Below are 15,698 nucleotides of genomic sequence, written 5' to 3'. Positions count from 1 at the left end.
GACCGCCGTCACGGCCCGGCGCGGACGGGACGGGCCGGACGAACCTCTGGTACGCATCGACGGGCGCACCGGGCGGCCGACAACGTCCCGAAACCCGGGCGACCCGCCCCCTCCCCGCCCACCCCGCCGATCGGCCGACCCCGCCTCACCCGTCCGACCCATCCCCGAGGGTGGCGGCAGGGCGGCCCGCCGAGTCGGGAGGGCAGCCGGGGACCGGGGCCGTTGCCTGATTGTGATCATGGATCGGGCGTGGGACCGCCCGACGCAGGAATGCACGAGGATGGCGGGTACGTTGCCCGAACCGGGAGCCGTGCGCGTCACGGTCCCGTACGCGCCAGCCCAGGGAGGTCCGCACCGGTGCTCGACCCACACGAGCTCTACGAGCTCTCCGACGATCTGCCCGAACTCGGACAGCCGGTCCTGCTCCAGGCCCTCACCGGCTTCGTCGACGCCGGAAGCGCCACCCGGCTGGCCCGTGAGCAGCTGTTCTCCTCCCTCGACGCCCGCCCCGTCGCCAGCTTCGACGTCGACCAGCTCTACGACTACCGGTCCCGGCGTCCCCCGATGACCTTCGTCGAGGACCACTGGGAGGAGTACGACGCCCCCAAGCTGGAGGTGCACCTGCTGCACGACGACGACGAGACCCCGTTCCTGCTGCTCAGCGGCCCCGAGCCGGACCTGCAGTGGGAGCGGTTCGTGGCCGCGGTCGGCGGGCTGGCCGCCCGACTCGACGTCCGGCTCACCGTCGGGCTCAACTCGATCCCGATGGCGGTGCCGCACACCCGCCCGACCGGGGTGACCGCGCACGCCACCCGCCGCGAGCTGATCTCCGGGTACGAGCCGTGGCTGCAGCGCGTCCAGGTCCCCGGCAGCGTGGGGCACCTGCTGGAGTTCCGCCTCGGCGAGCAGGGCCGCGACGCGCTCGGCTTCGCCGCCCACGTGCCGCACTACGTCGCCCAGGCCGAGTACCCGGCCGCCGCCGAGGTGCTGCTGGCAGCGGTGTCGCGCAGCACCGGCCTGCTGCTGCCCCGCGACGGCCTGCGCTCGGCCGCCGAGGTGGTGCGGGTGGAGATCGACCGGCAGGTCGCCCAGACCGAGGACGCCGCCGCCCTGGTCTCGGCCCTGGAGGAGCAGTACGACGCGTTCGCCCGGGGGCGGGGCGAGAAGAACCTGCTCGCCACCGAGGGCGGTCCGCTGCCGACCGCCGACGAGCTGGGGGCGGAGCTGGAGCGGTTCCTGGCCGAGCAGGGCCGGCCGGGCGACACCCCGGGCAGCTGACCGGGCGGCCGGGGCGGGGATGCGGCAGGCTGGAGGCATGCGCCTGGCGACCTGGAACGTGAACTCGGTGAAGGCCCGCCTGCCCCGGCTGCTCGACTGGCTGGCCACCACCGCCCCCGACGTCGTCTGCCTCCAGGAGACGAAGTGCCCGGACGGGGCGTTCCCGGTGGCCGAGGTCGGCGAGCTGGGCTACACGGTGGCCAGCCACAGCGACGGCCGGTGGAACGGGGTGGCGATCCTGTCCCGGGTCGGGCTGGCCGACGTGACGGTCGGCTTCCCCGGCGAGCCGGGCTTCCCCGAGCCGGAGGCCCGGGCCGTCTCGGCCACCTGCGACGGGCTGCGGGTCTGGTCCGTGTACGTGCCGAACGGCCGCGCTCCCGACGACCCGCACTACGCGTACAAGCTGGCCTGGTTCGCCGCCCTGCGCGACGCGCTGGAGCAGGAGCTGACCGGCGGGCTGCCGCTGGCCGTCTGCGGCGACTTCAACGTCGCCCCGACCGACGCCGACGTGTGGGACCCCGCCCTGTTCGTCACCTCCACCCACGTCACGCCGGCCGAGCGGGCCGCCCTCGCCGCCCTGCGCGACCTGGGGCTGGCCGACGTGGTGCCGACCCCGATGAAGGGGCCGCACCCGTTCACCTACTGGGACTACCGGGCCGGGATGTTCCACCAGAACAAGGGCATGCGCATCGACCTGGTCTACGCGTCCGCGCCGTTCGCCCGCGCGGTCCGGGCCGCGTACGTCGACCGGGAGGCCCGCAAGGGCAAGGGTCCCTCCGACCACGCCCCGATCGTGGTGGACGCCGACCTGGTCCCGGCGGTGGAGGCGTTCTGAGTAGGGTGGGTCCATGGCAGTCGTGAAGATCAACGCGATCGATGTCCCCGAGGGCGCGGGCGAGGAGCTGGAGCGGCGGTTCGCGGCGCGGGCCGGCGCGGTGGAGGGCTCCCCCGGCTTCCTCGGCTTCGAGCTGCTGCGCCCGGTCGGCGGCGAGACGCGCTACTTCGTCTACACGCGCTGGGAGTCGGAGGAGGCGTACCAGAACTGGGCGGCCGGGCCGGCGCGGGCCGCGCACGCGGGTGGCGCGGGCGGCGAGCAGCGACGCCCGGTCTCCACCGGCGCGACCCTGCTGGAGTTCGAGGTGGTCCAGCAGGTGCCGGCCGCCGACGGGCAGGGGTCCTGACCCCGGGTTCGACCCGTCACGGCACCGCCGGCGCGGCCGACCGCCAGCCCGCCCGGTGCAGCCGTTCGGCGCCGTCGAGCAGCAGGTCGAGGGCGAACTCGAACTCGAACTGCTCGTCGCAGCCCTGACCCACGGCCGCCAGGTCGCCCCCGGTGGCCGCGGTGGCGATGGCCAGGATGTGCGGGAACCGCCGCGCGAACTCGCGTGCCGTCGCCTCCTGCTCGTCCGGGGCGGGCGGTCGCGGAGCGGCCGGCTCGGGGGCGTTGAACAGCTCGGGGCTGAAGCCCCAGACCCGGTTGCCCAGGGCGTGCATGACGTGGTGGGTGAGGTCGGCGGAGAAGCCGCCGGCCAGGAACGCGCCGGCCAGCGAGTCGAGGTGGGCCAGGACGGTCGGCGTCCGGCTGGTGCGCGACTCGATGGCCTGCCGCGCCCAGGGGTGCCGGACCACCACCCGCCGCGCCGCGAGCACCCGCTGCCGCACCGCGCTCTTCCAGTGCAGGCCCGGGTCCGGCGGCGCGATCCCGGCGATGACGGTGTCCACCATCCCGTCGAGCAGTTCCTCCTTGTCGGCGACGTGCTTGTAGAGCGCCATCGGCACCACGCCCAGGTCCTGGGCGAGCCGCCGCATGCTCACCGCCGCGATTCCGGCCTCGTCGGCGAGCGAGACGGCCGCCCGTAGCACGCGTTCCCGGTTGAGCCGCTCGCGCGCACCCACGTCGAAGCCCGGCATGACAAGTCCTCCACGATCGCGCCCTTGACGGTGTACGTCGTACACCTTACCGTGGGCCGCGAAGGTGTACGACGTACACCTCGCCGCCGGGGAAGGGGAGGGTGGAGATGACCGCCAGCACGGGAACCACAGCCACACGGATGCGGGTGGGCTCGCCCGGGAGGAGGACGGCGCTGGTCGCGGGCGTGTTCTACCTGATCACCTTCCTCGCCTCGCTCCCCGCCGTGGCGCTCATCGACCCGGTGCTCAGCAACCCCGACTACATCGTCAGCGCCGGCAGCGACACCCGGGTGATCGCGGGCTGCCTGCTCGACCTCGTCAACGCCGTCGCCTGCGTGGGCACGGCCGTCGCGCTCTTCCCCGTGGTCAGGCGTCAGCACGAGGCCGCCGCGCTCGGCTTCGTCACCGCCCGCGTCCTCGAAGCCGCGATCATCGTCGTGGGCGTCGCGAGCCTGCTGGCGGTGGTGACGCTGCGGCAGCAGTTCACCTCCACGGCCGGCACCGACGCCCCCACCCTCGTCGCCGTCGGCGCGTCGCTCGTCGCGGTCCGCGACTGGACGTTCCTGCTCGGCCCCGGCCTCGTCCCCGCCGCCAACGCGCTGCTGCTCGGCTACCTGATGTACCGCTCCGCGCTCGTGCCCCGGATCATTCCCGTGCTCGGGCTCGTCGGGGCGCCCCTGCTCGTCGCCTCGGCCGTGGCCACCATGTTCGGGCTCAACGAGCAGGCGTCCGCGCTCTCGGCGGTGCTGACCATCCCGGTGGCCGCGTGGGAGCTGTCGCTCGGGGTCTGGCTGGTCGTCAAGGGCTTCCGGCCGGCCCCGATCCTCGCCGGACCCACCGCCTGACCGGCCCCACCCCACCGTTCCCAGCCCGGGCTATTTGCGTTGCCCACCCACGGGCCCGTGTCTACTGTGCGGGGATGCCCTCGCCACTGCTCACGGTGACCTTCGACGCGCACGACGCCGTTCGCCTGGCGCGGTTCTGGGCCGGCATGCTCGGCCGGGAGGTCACCGGGGACGCCCGTGGCGCGCTCCTCCCCGGCGACGACACCCAGCCCAGCCTCCGGTTCGTCCCGAGCCCCACCGAAAAGGCGGGAGCCAACCGCCTGCACCTGCACCTGACCAGCACCGACCCCGCCGACCAGCAGCGCCTGGTGACGACGGCACTGGGGCTCGGCGGCGGCCACCTCGACGTCGGGCAGCGCCCCGAGGAGGGGCACATCGTGCTGGCCGACCCCGAGGGCAACGAGTTCTGCGTGATCGAGCCGGGCAACCGCTTCCTCGCCGGGTGCGGCCTGCTCGGGGAGCTGGCCTGCGACGGCACCCGCGAGGTCGGCCTGTTCTGGAGCCGGGCGCTGGACTGGCCGCTGGTGTGGGACCAGGACGAGGAGACCGCCATCCAGTCACCGCACGGTGGCACGAAGGTCGCGTGGGGCGGCCCGCCCGTGGCCCCGAAGACGGCACGCAACCGGCAACGCTTCGACCTCGCCCCGCCCGCAGGCGACCAGCAGGCCGAGGTCGACCGGCTGGTCGCCCTCGGGGCGACCCGGCTGGAGACGGGCGCGGACGGTGCGGTCGTCCTGGCCGACCCCGACGGCAACGAGTTCACCCTGCCCGCCCCGCCTCGGTGATCAAGAGAAAGGCGGCAGAGTCGATCTCGGCGATGACGCAAACCTCTTGATCACCGCGGCTGTCGGGGGTCGGGGGGCAGGAGGGTGGCGAAGGCGATGACGTTGTCGGCGTAGCCCGTGCGGCCGCCGACCCACGCGCCGCCGCAGGTGATCAGCCGAAGCTCCGGCGGGCCGTCGTCGCCGTACACCCGGTCGGCGGGCAGCTCGTCCTTGCCGAAGTGCTCGACGGAGTCCACCGCGAAGACCGCCACGTCGCCGTCGGCGCGGGTCACCTCGATCCGGTCGCCGGCCCGCAGCCTGCCCAGGTCGTAGAAGACGGCCGGACCGTCGCGGGTGTCCACGTGGCCGACGATGACGGCCCGGCCCGGCTCGCCAGGGATCACGCTGCGGTCGTACCAGCCGGTCTCGGCGGCGGCGCTCAGCGGCGGCACGGCGATCGACCCGTCGGCCGCCTGCCCGACCGGGCCGACGGGCGCGGACACCCGGATCGCCGGCACCCGGAGGCTCACCGGTCGGCCCACGGCCGGCCGCGGCGCGTCGTCGACGGCGGCTGCCGCCCGTTCGGCCGGCCGGGTCGCCCACTCGAACGGCCCCGCCGCGCGGCCGAGGCCGGCGCCGGTGGCGAAGACGCCGAGCAGCACCAGGGCCACGGCCGCCGGCACCGACCAGGGCCGGCGGCGGCCGTCCAACCCGGTGGTGCGCGCGGACGCCGCGCCCGGGGCGGTCCGCGCGGACGCCACCGCCCGGACGGTACGCGCGGACGCCGCACGCGGGGCGGTACCTGCCGACGCCACGGCCGGCCTCAGCTGCGCTTTCCGCCGCGGCGGGACCGCGGTCGACGGGCCGTGGCCACGCCGATCGTCACCCCGGCCACGGTCAACGCCACGCCGCCCGGCAGCAGCAGCCCGTCGGTGGCGCCCCGGGCGGTGCCACCGAAGCCCGTGTTCGGCCCCCGGCTGGGATGGTGCGTCGGCGGGTACGTCGGATGGTGGGTCGGCTGGTAGGTCGGCTTGTGGGTGGGCGCGGGCGAGGGCTGCTTCTTGACCACCTGGAGCATCGTGGTGGCGGTCTCGCCGCCCCGGCATTCGAGCTTGACCCGGTAGTTGCCCGGCCAGATGCGCTCGCGGACCATCGGGGTGCCGGTGAGCAGGCCACGCTGCGGGTGCACGGCGACCCGGCCGAAGGCGTCGGAGACCACGATCGCCGGCACCGAGTTGTCGTGGCAGCTCGCCCGGATGCCCACGAGGTAGCCGGGCTGCACGGTGCTGGGGGTGACCTCGACGAAGACGAGCCAGCCGGGCTGCGAGCCGGGCTGCTGCCCACCGGCCGGGCCGGGCGGGCCGACCGGGGGCTCGGGGACGGGGGCGGCCACGGGGACGGCCTCGGGTGCCCCGGCGGCCCGCGCACCCGCCGCGAGCGGGCCGGCGAACGCGGCGACGGCGACGGCGAACGCGGCGCCGATCCGCGCGGCCAGCCCCGTGCCGGGGCCCGTGGCCGGTCCGGCGCACTGGTGCGTGGCTGCCCCCATGACCCCTCCGGCGCGGTAGTGCGTCGCCGGGCAGCGGCCCGCCCGGCCTGCCGTACGGGATGAATCTTCTCATCCCCGGTCGTACCTCACAGCCGATCCGGCGCGCTGGTCGCGTACGCTCGGACCGCTGTGACCTCCACCGAAGCGAACCCCGTCGCGACCGTGCCGCCGCACGCGTCGCGGATCCGCACCTTCCACCCCCGCCGGGGCCGGATGACCGGCCGCCAGCTCGACGCCCTCGACCGGCTCTGGTCGGCGCACGGCCTGACGGTCGCCGACGATCCCGCCGCCGCGCCCGTGGACCTGCCGGCGCTGTTCGGCCGCCGGGCCCCGATCGTGCTGGAGATCGGGTCGGGGATGGGGGACGCCACGGCCGCGATGGCCGCCGCCGACCCAGGCCGAGACTATCTGGCGGTCGAGGTGCACACGCCGGGAATCGCCAACCTGTTGGGGCTGGTGGAGCGCCTCGGGCTGGGCAACGTGCGGGTCGCCCGGGGCGACGCGCTGGACCTGGTCCGGGCGCTGCCCGACGGGTCGCTGGACGCGGTGCACGTCTTCTTCCCCGACCCGTGGCCCAAGTCGCGGCACCACAAGCGGCGGATCATCCAGCCTACGCACGTGGCGCTGCTGCGCTCCCGGCTGACGCCCGGCGGGACGCTGCACTGCGCCACCGACTGGGCCGAGTACGCGGAGTCGATGCGCGAGACGCTGACCGCCGACCCGGGGCTGGTGGACGTGCACGGCGGGTACGCCCCGCGCCCGGAGCACCGGCCGGTGACCAAGTTCGAGCGGCGCGCCCTGACGGCGGGCCGCCCGGTGTTCGACCTGGTCCACCGCCGCGCGTGAGGGTGCCGGCCGAGGCGCGGCGCGCGGCGCGTGCGGTGCAAGGAAGGGCCCTCTGTTAACGCATTCTGTTGTACAGGGGGCCCTTCCTAACACCCGGTTGGCGCGGAGGGGCCTGCGACAGGCACGATGGACGGGCTATGACGCTCACCGCCGCGCTGCCGACAAGCGCCGACCCCGACACCCTCTTCGACGCGTTCGCCAGCTGGGCGAAGGAGCGCGGCCTCGACCTCTACCCCCACCAGGAGGAGGCGGTCATCGAGATCGTCTCCGGCGCGAACGTGATCATGAACACGCCGACCGGCTCGGGCAAGAGCCTGGTCGCGATCGCCGCCCACTTCGCCGCGCTGGCCGACGACCGGACGACCTTCTACACCGCCCCGATCAAGGCCCTGGTGTCGGAGAAGTTCTTCGCCCTCTGCGAGGTCTTCGGCGCCGACAACGTCGGCATGCTCACCGGCGACGCCAGCGTCAACGCCGACGCCCCGATCATCTGCTGCACCGCCGAGGTGCTGGCCAACCTCGCGCTGCGCGAGGGCGCGCGGGCCGACGTCGGCCAGGTGGTCATGGACGAGTTCCACTTCTACGCCGAGCCGGACCGGGGCTGGGCGTGGCAGGTGCCGATCATCGAGCTGCCGCAGGCCCAGTTCGTGCTGATGTCGGCCACCCTCGGCGACACCAGCCGCTTCGTCGACGACCTGACCCGGCGCACCGGCCGGCCGACCGCCGTCGTGCGCTCGGCCGAGCGGCCGGTCCCGCTCCTCTTCTCGTACGCGATGACGCCGCTGCACGAGACCCTCGAGGAGCTGCTGGAGACCAAGCAGGCCCCGGTGTACGTCGTGCACTTCACCCAGGCCGCCGCCCTGGAGCGCGCCCAGGCGCTGATGAGCGTCAACGTCTGCACCCGGGCCGAGAAGGACATGATCGCCGAGGCGATCGGCCGGTTCCGGTTCACCTCCGGCTTCGGCAAGACGCTGTCGCGGCTGGTGCGGCACGGCATCGGCGTGCACCACGCCGGCATGCTGCCGAAGTACCGCCGGCTCGTGGAGACCCTCGCCCAGGCCGGCCTGCTCAAGGTCATCTGCGGCACGGACACCCTCGGCGTCGGCATCAACGTGCCCATCCGCACGGTGCTGTTCACCGGCCTGAGCAAGTACGACGGCGTGCGTACCCGGTTGTTGAAGGCCCGCGAGTTCCACCAGATCGCCGGCCGGGCCGGGCGGGCCGGCTTCGACACCCTCGGCCGGGTCGTCGTGCAGGCCCCCGAGCACGTCATCGAGAACGAGAAGGCCCTCGCCAAGGCCGGCGACGACCCGAAGAAGCGACGCAAGGTCGTGCGCAAGAAGCCGCCGGAGGGCTCGATCGGCTGGGGCCAGCCGACCTTCGACCGTCTCGTCGAGGCCGAGCCGGAGCCGCTGACGTCCAGCTTCCAGGTCAGCCATTCGATGCTGCTCAACGTCATCGGCCGCCCCGGCGACGCGTTCGCCGCGATGCGGCACCTGCTCACCGACAACCACGAGGACCGCGCCGCCCAGCGCCGGCACATCCGCCGGGCCATCGCCATCTACCGGGCGCTGCGGGCCGGCGGCGTGGTCGAGGAGCTGCCCGAGCCGGACGAGACCGGCCGCCGGGTGCGGCTCACCGTCGACCTCCAGCTCGACTTCGCGCTCAACCAGCCGCTGTCGCCGCTGGCGCTGGCCGCGATCGAGCTGCTCGACGCCGAGAGCCCGTCGTACGCCCTCGACGTGCTCAGCGTGATCGAATCGATCCTCGACGACCCGCGCCAGGTGCTGTCCGCGCAGCAGTTCAAGGCCCGCGGCGAGGCGGTCGCCGCGATGAAGGCCGAGGGCATCGAGTACGAGGCCCGCCTCGAACTGCTCGACGAGGTGACCCACCCGAAGCCCCTGGCGGAGCTGCTGGACGCCGCGTACGAGATGTACCGGCGGGGGCACCCGTGGGTCGCCGACCACCAGCTCTCCCCCAAGTCCGTCGTGCGGGACATGTACGAGCGGGCGATGACCTTCACCGAGTACGTGCAGTTCTACTCCCTCACCCGCTCCGAGGGCCTCGTGCTGCGCTACCTCGCCGACGCGTACAAGACGCTGCGGCAGACCGTGCCCGAGGACGCCAAGACCGAGGAGCTGATCGACCTCATCGAGTGGCTGCACGAGCTGGTCCGCCAGGTCGACTCCAGCCTCATCGACGAGTGGGAGCGGCTGAAGAACCCGTCGGACGTCGCCGAGGCCGCCGAGGCGCACGCCGCCCTCGACGACCGGCCGCCGGCGGTCACCCGCAACGCGCGGGCGTTCCGGGTGCTGGTGCGCAACGCGCTGTTCCGCCGGGTCGAGCTGGCCGCCCTGCGCCGCTGGGACCTGCTCGGCGAGCTGGACGCCGCCGACGGGTGGGACGCCGACGCGTGGGCCGACGCGCTGGAGCCGTACTTCGAGGCGTACGACTCGATCGGCACCGGGCCGGACGCCCGCGGCCCGGCGCTGCTGATGATCGAGCAGGGCCGGGAGCGGTGGACGGTCCGGCAGATCCTCGACGACCCCGACGGCGACCACGACTGGCGCATCAGCGCCGAGGTCGACCTGGCCGCCTCCGACGAGGTCGGCGCGGCCGTCGTCCGGATCACGGACGTCGGCCAGCTCTGACCGTGGGCATCCGGCGGGACCGAGGGCACGGCTGGTACCGGGGCGACTGCCACGTGCACTCGGCGCGCTCGCACGGTGCGGAGCTGACGCCGGAGCAGGTGGTGGCCGGTGCCCGTGCGGTCGGCCTGGACTTCATCGCGGTCACCGAGCACAACACGTCGGACACGCACGCCGCCTGGGGTCCGCTCGCCGGCGACGACCTGCTGGTGATCCTGGGCCAGGAGGTCACCACCCGGACCGGGCACTGGCTGGCGCTCGGCATCGCCCCCGGGCAGGTCGTCGACTGGCGGTACGGCGTCCGCGACGGGATGATCGACCGGCAGGTGGAGCAGGTGCACCGGGCCGGCGGGCTCTGCGTGGCGGCGCACCCCCACGCGCCGTACCCTTCCGGCGTCTTCGCGTACCCGTTCGACGGGTTCGACGCGGTGGAGGTGTGGAACGGGCGGTGGCGCTCGGACCTGCCCTGGAACGCCGACAACGAGGCGGCGCTGGCCGAGTGGGGCCGGGGCCTGGCCGCCGACATCCACGGCGGGCGGTGGCGGCCGGCGCTGGGCTGCAGCGACACGCACCTGGCGGGTCAGCTCGGGGTGCCGCACACCGTCGTGCTGGCCGAGGAGTCGACCACCGCCGCGATCCTCGCCGGCATCCGGGCCGGCCGGAGCTGGATCGCCGGGTCGGCCGCCGTCGAGCTGTCGCTCACCGCCGCCACCGGCGATGCCGGCGCCGGGATCGGCCAGCGGCTGGAGACCGGCGACGGGCCCATCGTCGTACGGGTGGACGTACGCGGCGTGCCGTCCGGCACCGTCACCTTCCACACCGACCGGGGCACCGTGCACCGCGTGCGCCTGCCCGACGGCGGCTCCGGTGCCCTGACCTGGCGCACCGACGCGGCGGATGCGATGTTCGTCCGGGTCGAGGTGCGCCATCCCGACGGGCAGATGGCCGCGCTCACCAACCCCGTCGTCCTGGGCGGCCCCTGACCACGAGGCGGGTTGCTCGGCAGCGCGACGACGGTTCCCGCCGGGCCGCGTACGCGACAGAGCCGGTAGCCGTCCTCGCGCCCCTCGGCGCCACCTACGCCCCGCGCCGGTACCGGCCGGGGGCGGTGCCGTGCTGGCGCTTGAACGCGGTGGCGAAGGCGAACTCGGACGCGTAGCCGACCTGGGCGGCGATGGCGCGCAGCGGCGCGTCGGACTCGCGGAGCAGTCGGGCGGCGGTGGTCATCCGCCACCAGGTCAGGTAGGTCAGCGGCGGCTGCCCGAGCCGGGTGGCGAAGCGGCGGGCGAAGGGTGCCCGGGACAGTCCGGCCTCGGCGGCGAGTGTCGCGACGGTCCACGGCCGCGCCGCGTCACGGTGGATGGCCTGCAGCGCGGCGAGGGTGACCGGGTCGTTGAGCGCCGCCGCCCAACCGGCGGTGGTGACCGATGAGCGCTGCTCGTCGAGCCAGGCGCGCAGGATGTGGAGCAGCAGTGTGTCCAGCAGCGCCGGAACGACGGCGTCCGTGCCTAGGCGGGGTCGTTCCAACTCGGCGGCGAGCAGGTCCACGGTGGCGCGCAGTGCGGGGTGCCTGCCGAGGTGCGCGGGGAGGTGGACGAGTTCGGGCAGGTCCTCAAGGAGCGGATGGGTCCGGGCCGGGTCGAGTTCGTACGCGCCGCAGAGCGTCACGGTGGCCGGACTGTCGGTGCCGGTGGGGCCGCCGGCGGTGCTGGTGGCGTAGCTCTGGAGCGGCTGCGGGTCGTCCGGGTGGCAGGCTGGAGCCGTCGGCCGGGTCGACGGGCTGTCGGCCAGCGTGTGTCCGCGTCCGTGGGGGCGGAACACGACGTCCCCGGCGGCCAGCGGCACCGGGTCGCTGCCGGGCAGGACGAGCCAGCACGGCCCCTGCAGAACGATCTGGAAGCCGGCGGCTCCCGGCACGGGCGCGAAGTGTTGCGCAAACGGCGCGTGCCAGGCCACACGTGCCGAGCGCGGTCGACCGGTCCGCAGCACCGTGATCACGTCGCTGAGCACGTCCATGCGGCACAGTATCGCCGTCGAGACGGTCTAACATGAATCGAGGATCGCCAAGCATGGGTAGTCTTCCGGGACCGCCATAGATTCGACGGGTGCAGGCGATGCGAATTCACGAGTACGGCGACGCGTCCGTCATCCGCCAGGATGACGTCCCCCGACCGGTGCCCGGCCGGGGCGAGGTGTTGATCCACGTCGCCGCGACCTCCTTCAACCCGTCCGAGATCGGGCTACGGCGTGGGCTGCTGCGCACAGTATCCGCGCCGGACCTGCCGTTCACGCTGGGCGCAGAGGTTGCCGGCACCGTCGTCGAGGTCGGCGACGGCGGGCACAGCCTCGCCGTCGGCGACCGGGTCATCGGTCGCGTCGGCGGCGCCGCAGCCGAGTACGTCACCGCCAGAGCCGACACCGTCGTCGCGGCACCCACCGCCATCCCGTTGACGCACGCCGCCGCCATCCCCGTCGCGGGTGTCACGGCCTGGCAGGCGGTGTTCGAGCACGCGGGCCTCACGTCCGGGCAGCGGGTGCTCGTCAACGGGGCGGGCGGTGGTGTCGGCGGGTTCGCCGTCCAGCTTGCCAAGCACGCCGGGGCCCATGTCGTCGCGACGGCCAGCCCGCGCAGCGCCGAGGCGGTCAGCCGGTTCGGCGCCGACCAGATCGTCGACTACACGGCCATCCGCCTGGCCGACGCCGTGGACGGCCCGGTCGACGCGATCCTCAACCTCGTCGTGGTGGACGCGAGGCAGGCGGCGGCTCTGGCGCGGTTGGTTCGGCCGGGTGGCGTTGTCGTGTCCGCCACGGCCCCGGTCGAGGTGCCCACGGGTTCCCCGGTGCGCGCAGTGCGCTTCGTGGCGCGCAACGACGTCGGCGACCTCGCCGCACTGGTCAGGCTCGTCGATGCCGGCACCGTCCGGGTCGACGTCGCCGCGTCGCGTCCGCTCGACGAACTGGCCTCGGTGCATCGCGACGCCGAGTCCGGCCGCATCCGCGGCAAGATCATCCTTGTGCCGAGTCCCGGCCCGCCCGTCGTCTGATCGGACCGGTCAACCAACGGCGACCAACCCTGTTTTCCCCTGGGCGATGTCAGACCCGTCGATTAGAATGTATGTACTAAACCAAGCCCTGACCTGGGAGGACTTCCGTGACCGCGCCCACCTCCAGCACCCTCCCGCCCTACGCCACCCTCCTCGGCTTCACCCGGTACGTCGACCGCACCGGGCCCACCAAGGCAAGCTTCGTCGGGGGCCTGCGCAAGCAGCGGGCCAGCAAGCACGGCTTCAACCCGCACGGTCAGTTCGTCAAGGCGCTCAAGGCCGACGTCGCGTTCCACACCGGCGGCACCCACCTGGCGCAGGTGGCCGACGCGGTCAAGCCGCGCTGGCAGCCGCTCTACCGGGCGCTCGTGCCGGGCGCGACGGCCTGGCTGCACTCCCTCGGCGAGCCGACGGGCGTCGACCTGGCGCAGACGCGTGACGCCCTGGCCATGCTCGGCGACCTGCCGGTGAAGATCAATCCGCACTTCGGCATCCGGCACGCCGCCGACGGCCGCGCCGAGGCCGTCCGCCTGCACTTCGACGAGACCCCGCCCAGCGAGGAGGCGGCCCTGGCCACCCTGCACCTGATGGCCCGGCACATGGACGCGGTCCTGCCGCACGCCGCGCCCGTCCTGGTCGACGTGCGGCGGGGCGTGGCGCACCGGATGCCCGACGGCGTCAAGCCCCAGCAGGTCGAGCAGTGGCTGGCCGGCGAGGCGGCGGCGTTCCGCGCGATCTGGTCCACCGCCGCCTGACCCACCCGCCGCCCGGCCGAAGTCCGATCACGCCACCTCCCACAGCGTCGAGGGAGGTGGCGCGATCGCGCATGGAGACCAACGGCGAGCGGCACGGATGCGGCGGGCCGGCGCCGAAATCGAGGCCGGGCGGGGGTCAGGCCGCCGGGACGTACTTCTCCAGGTCGTCGATGATCTTGTTGGCGGCGCCGACGCCGATCCCGGTCATCCAGGTCTCGTCGGAGACCACGTGCGCCCGGCCCGCCTTGACCGCCGACAGCCCCTTCCACAGGGTGCCGCCGGTGACGGTGGCCTGCTCGGCGGCGGCCTTCTCGCCGTACGCGGTCACGAAGATGACGTCGGCGTCGACCTCGTTGACCCGCTCGGCGCTGACCAGGTCGAACCGCTTGTCCTCCTTGCCGGCGAGCTGCTGCCGCTCGGGGCGGCCGAGGCCGGTGTCGCCGACGACGATGCCGGAGAACGAGTCCGGCCCGTACACCCGGATCGCGCCGGGGATGAAGCGCACGATGGAGACGGTGCGGTCGGCGGCGTCGCCGAGCTTCGCGCCGAAGTCCTTCGCCCGCTTCTCGTACGCGGCCAGCAGGTCCTTGGCCTGCTGCTCCTTACCCAGGGCCTGGCCGTCGAGGAGGAAGTTCTCCTTCCAGGTGATGCCCACCTTCTCGGTGAACACGGTCGGCGCGATGGCCGCCAGCTCGTCGTAGAACTTCTCCTGGCGGAACTTGCTGCCCAGGATCAGGTCGGGCTTGAGGGCGTTGATCGCCTCCAGGTCGGGTTCGGTGAGCACCCCGACCTCCTTGATGCCGGTCAGCTTCTCCTCGCCGAAGTAGGTGGGCCAGCTCCTCGCCTCGCCGGCGGTCGCCGCGCCGACGGGTGTGACCCCGAGTGAGAGCGCTGTGTCGATCTTGTCGGTGTCGAGGACGACGACCCGCTTGGGCTCGGCGGGCACCTTGGTGGTGCCCATGGCGTGGGTGATCTCCCGGGTCTGTCCGGTGGCGGTGTCGGCGACGGGGTCGCTCTCACCGCAGGCGGTGAGCCCGACGCCGAGGGCGACGGCCGCGGTGAGCACGGCGGCGAGACGACGCATGGTGGGGTTCCTTTCGAGGGGTTCAGCCGGCCGAAGGCCGATCCGAGGGGTTCAGCCGGCCGACGGGCCGGCGGCAGAGGCGACGGAGGAGGCAGCGGAGGCGGAAGCCGCCGGGGCGGGGGCGGGAACGGCGGCCGGGGAGGGGGTGGTGAGGGCGGGCACGACCAGGGGCGCGCCGCTCACCGGGCAGGGCACCACCACGCAGTCGAGCCCGAAGACGTCGCGGACCAGCGCGGCGGTGAGGATCTCCCGGGGCGGGCCGGCGGCGACCACCGCCCCGGCGCGCATGGCGACGAGGTGGTCGGCGTAGCGGGCGGCCTGGTTGAGATCGTGCAGCACGGCGACGACGGTGCGGCCCCGTTCGGCGCGCAGCCGGTGCAGCAGGTCCAGCACCTCCACCTGGTGGGCCAGGTCGAGGAAGGTGGTCGGCTCGTCCAGCAGCAGCGCCTCGGTGTCCTGGGCGAGGGTCATCGCGATCCAGACCCGCTGCCGCTGGCCGCCGGAGAGGGTGTCCACCGGGCGGTCGGCGAGACCGGCCACGTCGGCGAGGGCCATCGCCTCGTCGACGGCGGCGCTGTCGGCCGCCGACCACTGCCGCCACCACCGCTGGTACGGCTGCCGCCCCCGGCCGACCAGGTCGGCGACCGTCACGCCCTCGGGCACCAGCGGGCTCTGCGGCAGCACCCCGAGCCGCCGGGCGACCTCCCGCGTCGGCAGGTCCCGGATGGCGGTGCCGTCGAGCAGCACGGTGCCCGAGCGCGGGGTCAGCAGCCGCGCCATGGTGCGCAGCAGGGTGGACTTGCCGCAGGCGTTCGGCCCGACGATGACGGTGAACGCCCCGGCGGGCAGCGTCACGTCGAGGCCGTCCAGGACGGTCCGCTCGTCGTAGCCGACGACCAGGTCGCGGGTGGAGAGCATCGCGGCTCCTCGGGAGGGGTCGGCGGGGTCCGGCGCGCCGGAAAGGGTGTGCGGGG

Annotated in this window: 16 protein-coding genes; 10 read left to right on the top strand and 6 right to left on the bottom strand. The window is 74.1% G+C overall.

Annotation, left to right across the window (positions count from 1 at the left end; translation table 11 throughout):
* The first annotated feature begins 357 nt into the window (after positions 1 to 357).
* Genes ACVMYR_RS19200 through ACVMYR_RS19190 form a run of 3 tightly spaced genes read left to right on the top strand, consistent with a single transcriptional unit; the run spans position 358 to position 2,459 of the window.
* Positions 358 to 1,278 (top strand): proteasome assembly chaperone family protein, encoded by a 921-nt coding sequence (locus ACVMYR_RS19200; RefSeq protein ID WP_077937173.1) that lies wholly within the window; start codon positions 358 to 360, stop codon positions 1,276 to 1,278.
* A 37-nt stretch (positions 1,279 to 1,315) separates the two neighbouring features.
* The gene (locus ACVMYR_RS19195) at positions 1,316 to 2,113 is read left to right on the top strand and encodes an exodeoxyribonuclease III (protein WP_353898684.1); all 798 of its coding nucleotides are present in this window, start codon (positions 1,316 to 1,318) and stop codon (positions 2,111 to 2,113) included.
* A 13-nt stretch (positions 2,114 to 2,126) separates the two neighbouring features.
* The gene (locus ACVMYR_RS19190) at positions 2,127 to 2,459 is read left to right on the top strand and encodes an antibiotic biosynthesis monooxygenase family protein (RefSeq protein WP_077937171.1); all 333 of its coding nucleotides are present in this window, start codon (positions 2,127 to 2,129) and stop codon (positions 2,457 to 2,459) included.
* A 16-nt stretch (positions 2,460 to 2,475) separates the two neighbouring features.
* On the opposite strand, the gene ACVMYR_RS19185 is transcribed toward ACVMYR_RS19190, so the two are convergent.
* Positions 2,476 to 3,189 carry a TetR/AcrR family transcriptional regulator C-terminal domain-containing protein gene (locus ACVMYR_RS19185; protein ID WP_457122353.1) on the bottom strand — a complete coding sequence of 238 codons (714 nt, stop codon included), beginning with the start codon at positions 3,187 to 3,189 and terminating at the stop codon, positions 2,476 to 2,478.
* 107 nt (positions 3,190 to 3,296) lie between these two features.
* Here ACVMYR_RS19185 and ACVMYR_RS19180 point away from each other — a divergent pair, with 107 nt between their 5' ends.
* Together ACVMYR_RS19180 and ACVMYR_RS19175 are read left to right on the top strand one after the other, a co-directional pair.
* Entirely contained in the window at positions 3,297 to 4,034 is a 738-nt protein-coding gene (locus ACVMYR_RS19180) for a DUF4386 domain-containing protein (RefSeq protein ID WP_077937176.1), read from the top strand.
* A 74-nt stretch (positions 4,035 to 4,108) separates the two neighbouring features.
* Positions 4,109 to 4,819, top strand: a complete 711-nt coding sequence (locus ACVMYR_RS19175; protein ID WP_457122352.1) for a VOC family protein — start codon at positions 4,109 to 4,111, stop codon at positions 4,817 to 4,819.
* Positions 4,820 to 4,869: 50 nt separating this feature from the next.
* On the opposite strand, the gene ACVMYR_RS19170 is transcribed toward ACVMYR_RS19175, so the two are convergent.
* Together ACVMYR_RS19170 and ACVMYR_RS19165 are read right to left on the bottom strand one after the other, a co-directional pair.
* Entirely contained in the window at positions 4,870 to 5,559 is a 690-nt protein-coding gene (locus ACVMYR_RS19170; RefSeq protein WP_431896190.1) for a class F sortase, read from the bottom strand.
* Between the two features lie 62 nt (positions 5,560 to 5,621).
* Positions 5,622 to 6,347, bottom strand: coding sequence for a hypothetical protein (locus ACVMYR_RS19165; protein WP_457122351.1), 726 nt, complete (start codon positions 6,345 to 6,347; stop codon positions 5,622 to 5,624).
* 213 nt (positions 6,348 to 6,560) lie between these two features.
* On the opposite strand from ACVMYR_RS19165, the gene trmB reads away from it, so the two are divergent.
* The 3 genes from trmB to ACVMYR_RS19150 all read left to right on the top strand — a co-directional run bounded on the left by trmB (position 6,561) and on the right by ACVMYR_RS19150 (position 10,824).
* Positions 6,561 to 7,193, top strand: a complete 633-nt coding sequence (gene trmB / locus ACVMYR_RS19160) for a tRNA (guanosine(46)-N7)-methyltransferase TrmB (protein ID WP_431896217.1) — start codon at positions 6,561 to 6,563, stop codon at positions 7,191 to 7,193.
* A 137-nt stretch (positions 7,194 to 7,330) separates the two neighbouring features.
* Entirely contained in the window at positions 7,331 to 9,844 is a 2,514-nt protein-coding gene (locus tag ACVMYR_RS19155) for a DEAD/DEAH box helicase (RefSeq protein WP_457122350.1), read from the top strand.
* A 2-nt stretch (positions 9,845 to 9,846) separates the two neighbouring features.
* A complete protein-coding gene (locus ACVMYR_RS19150; protein ID WP_396788248.1) occupies positions 9,847 to 10,824 on the top strand; it encodes a CehA/McbA family metallohydrolase in 978 nt (325 codons plus the stop codon).
* A gap of 94 nt (positions 10,825 to 10,918) precedes the next feature.
* Here the strand turns inward: ACVMYR_RS19150 and ACVMYR_RS19145 are convergent, their stop codons facing one another.
* A complete protein-coding gene (locus tag ACVMYR_RS19145) occupies positions 10,919 to 11,857 on the bottom strand; it encodes an AraC family transcriptional regulator (protein ID WP_457122349.1) in 939 nt (312 codons plus the stop codon).
* A gap of 98 nt (positions 11,858 to 11,955) precedes the next feature.
* Between ACVMYR_RS19145 and ACVMYR_RS19140 the strand changes: the two genes are divergently transcribed.
* Both ACVMYR_RS19140 and ACVMYR_RS19135 read left to right on the top strand, forming a co-directional pair.
* Positions 11,956 to 12,885 (top strand): NADP-dependent oxidoreductase, encoded by a 930-nt coding sequence (locus ACVMYR_RS19140; RefSeq protein WP_457122348.1) that lies wholly within the window; start codon positions 11,956 to 11,958, stop codon positions 12,883 to 12,885.
* Between the two features lie 107 nt (positions 12,886 to 12,992).
* A complete protein-coding gene (locus ACVMYR_RS19135; RefSeq protein ID WP_091280121.1) occupies positions 12,993 to 13,640 on the top strand; it encodes a hypothetical protein in 648 nt (215 codons plus the stop codon).
* 136 nt (positions 13,641 to 13,776) lie between these two features.
* Here the strand turns inward: ACVMYR_RS19135 and ACVMYR_RS19130 are convergent, their stop codons facing one another.
* Both ACVMYR_RS19130 and ACVMYR_RS19125 read right to left on the bottom strand, forming a co-directional pair.
* Positions 13,777 to 14,724: an ABC transporter substrate-binding protein gene (locus ACVMYR_RS19130; RefSeq protein ID WP_077937162.1), complete on the bottom strand. Its 948-nt coding sequence runs from the start codon at positions 14,722 to 14,724 to the stop codon at positions 13,777 to 13,779.
* A 51-nt stretch (positions 14,725 to 14,775) separates the two neighbouring features.
* The gene (locus tag ACVMYR_RS19125) at positions 14,776 to 15,642 is read right to left on the bottom strand and encodes an ABC transporter ATP-binding protein (protein ID WP_043962824.1); all 867 of its coding nucleotides are present in this window, start codon (positions 15,640 to 15,642) and stop codon (positions 14,776 to 14,778) included.
* Positions 15,643 to 15,698: the final 56 nt, after the last annotated feature.

This window comes from Micromonospora sp. PTRAS2 (assembly GCF_054052245.1).
The sequence above is the reverse complement of the archived record's forward strand: the minus strand, read 5'-3'. Positions and strand labels throughout refer to the sequence as shown.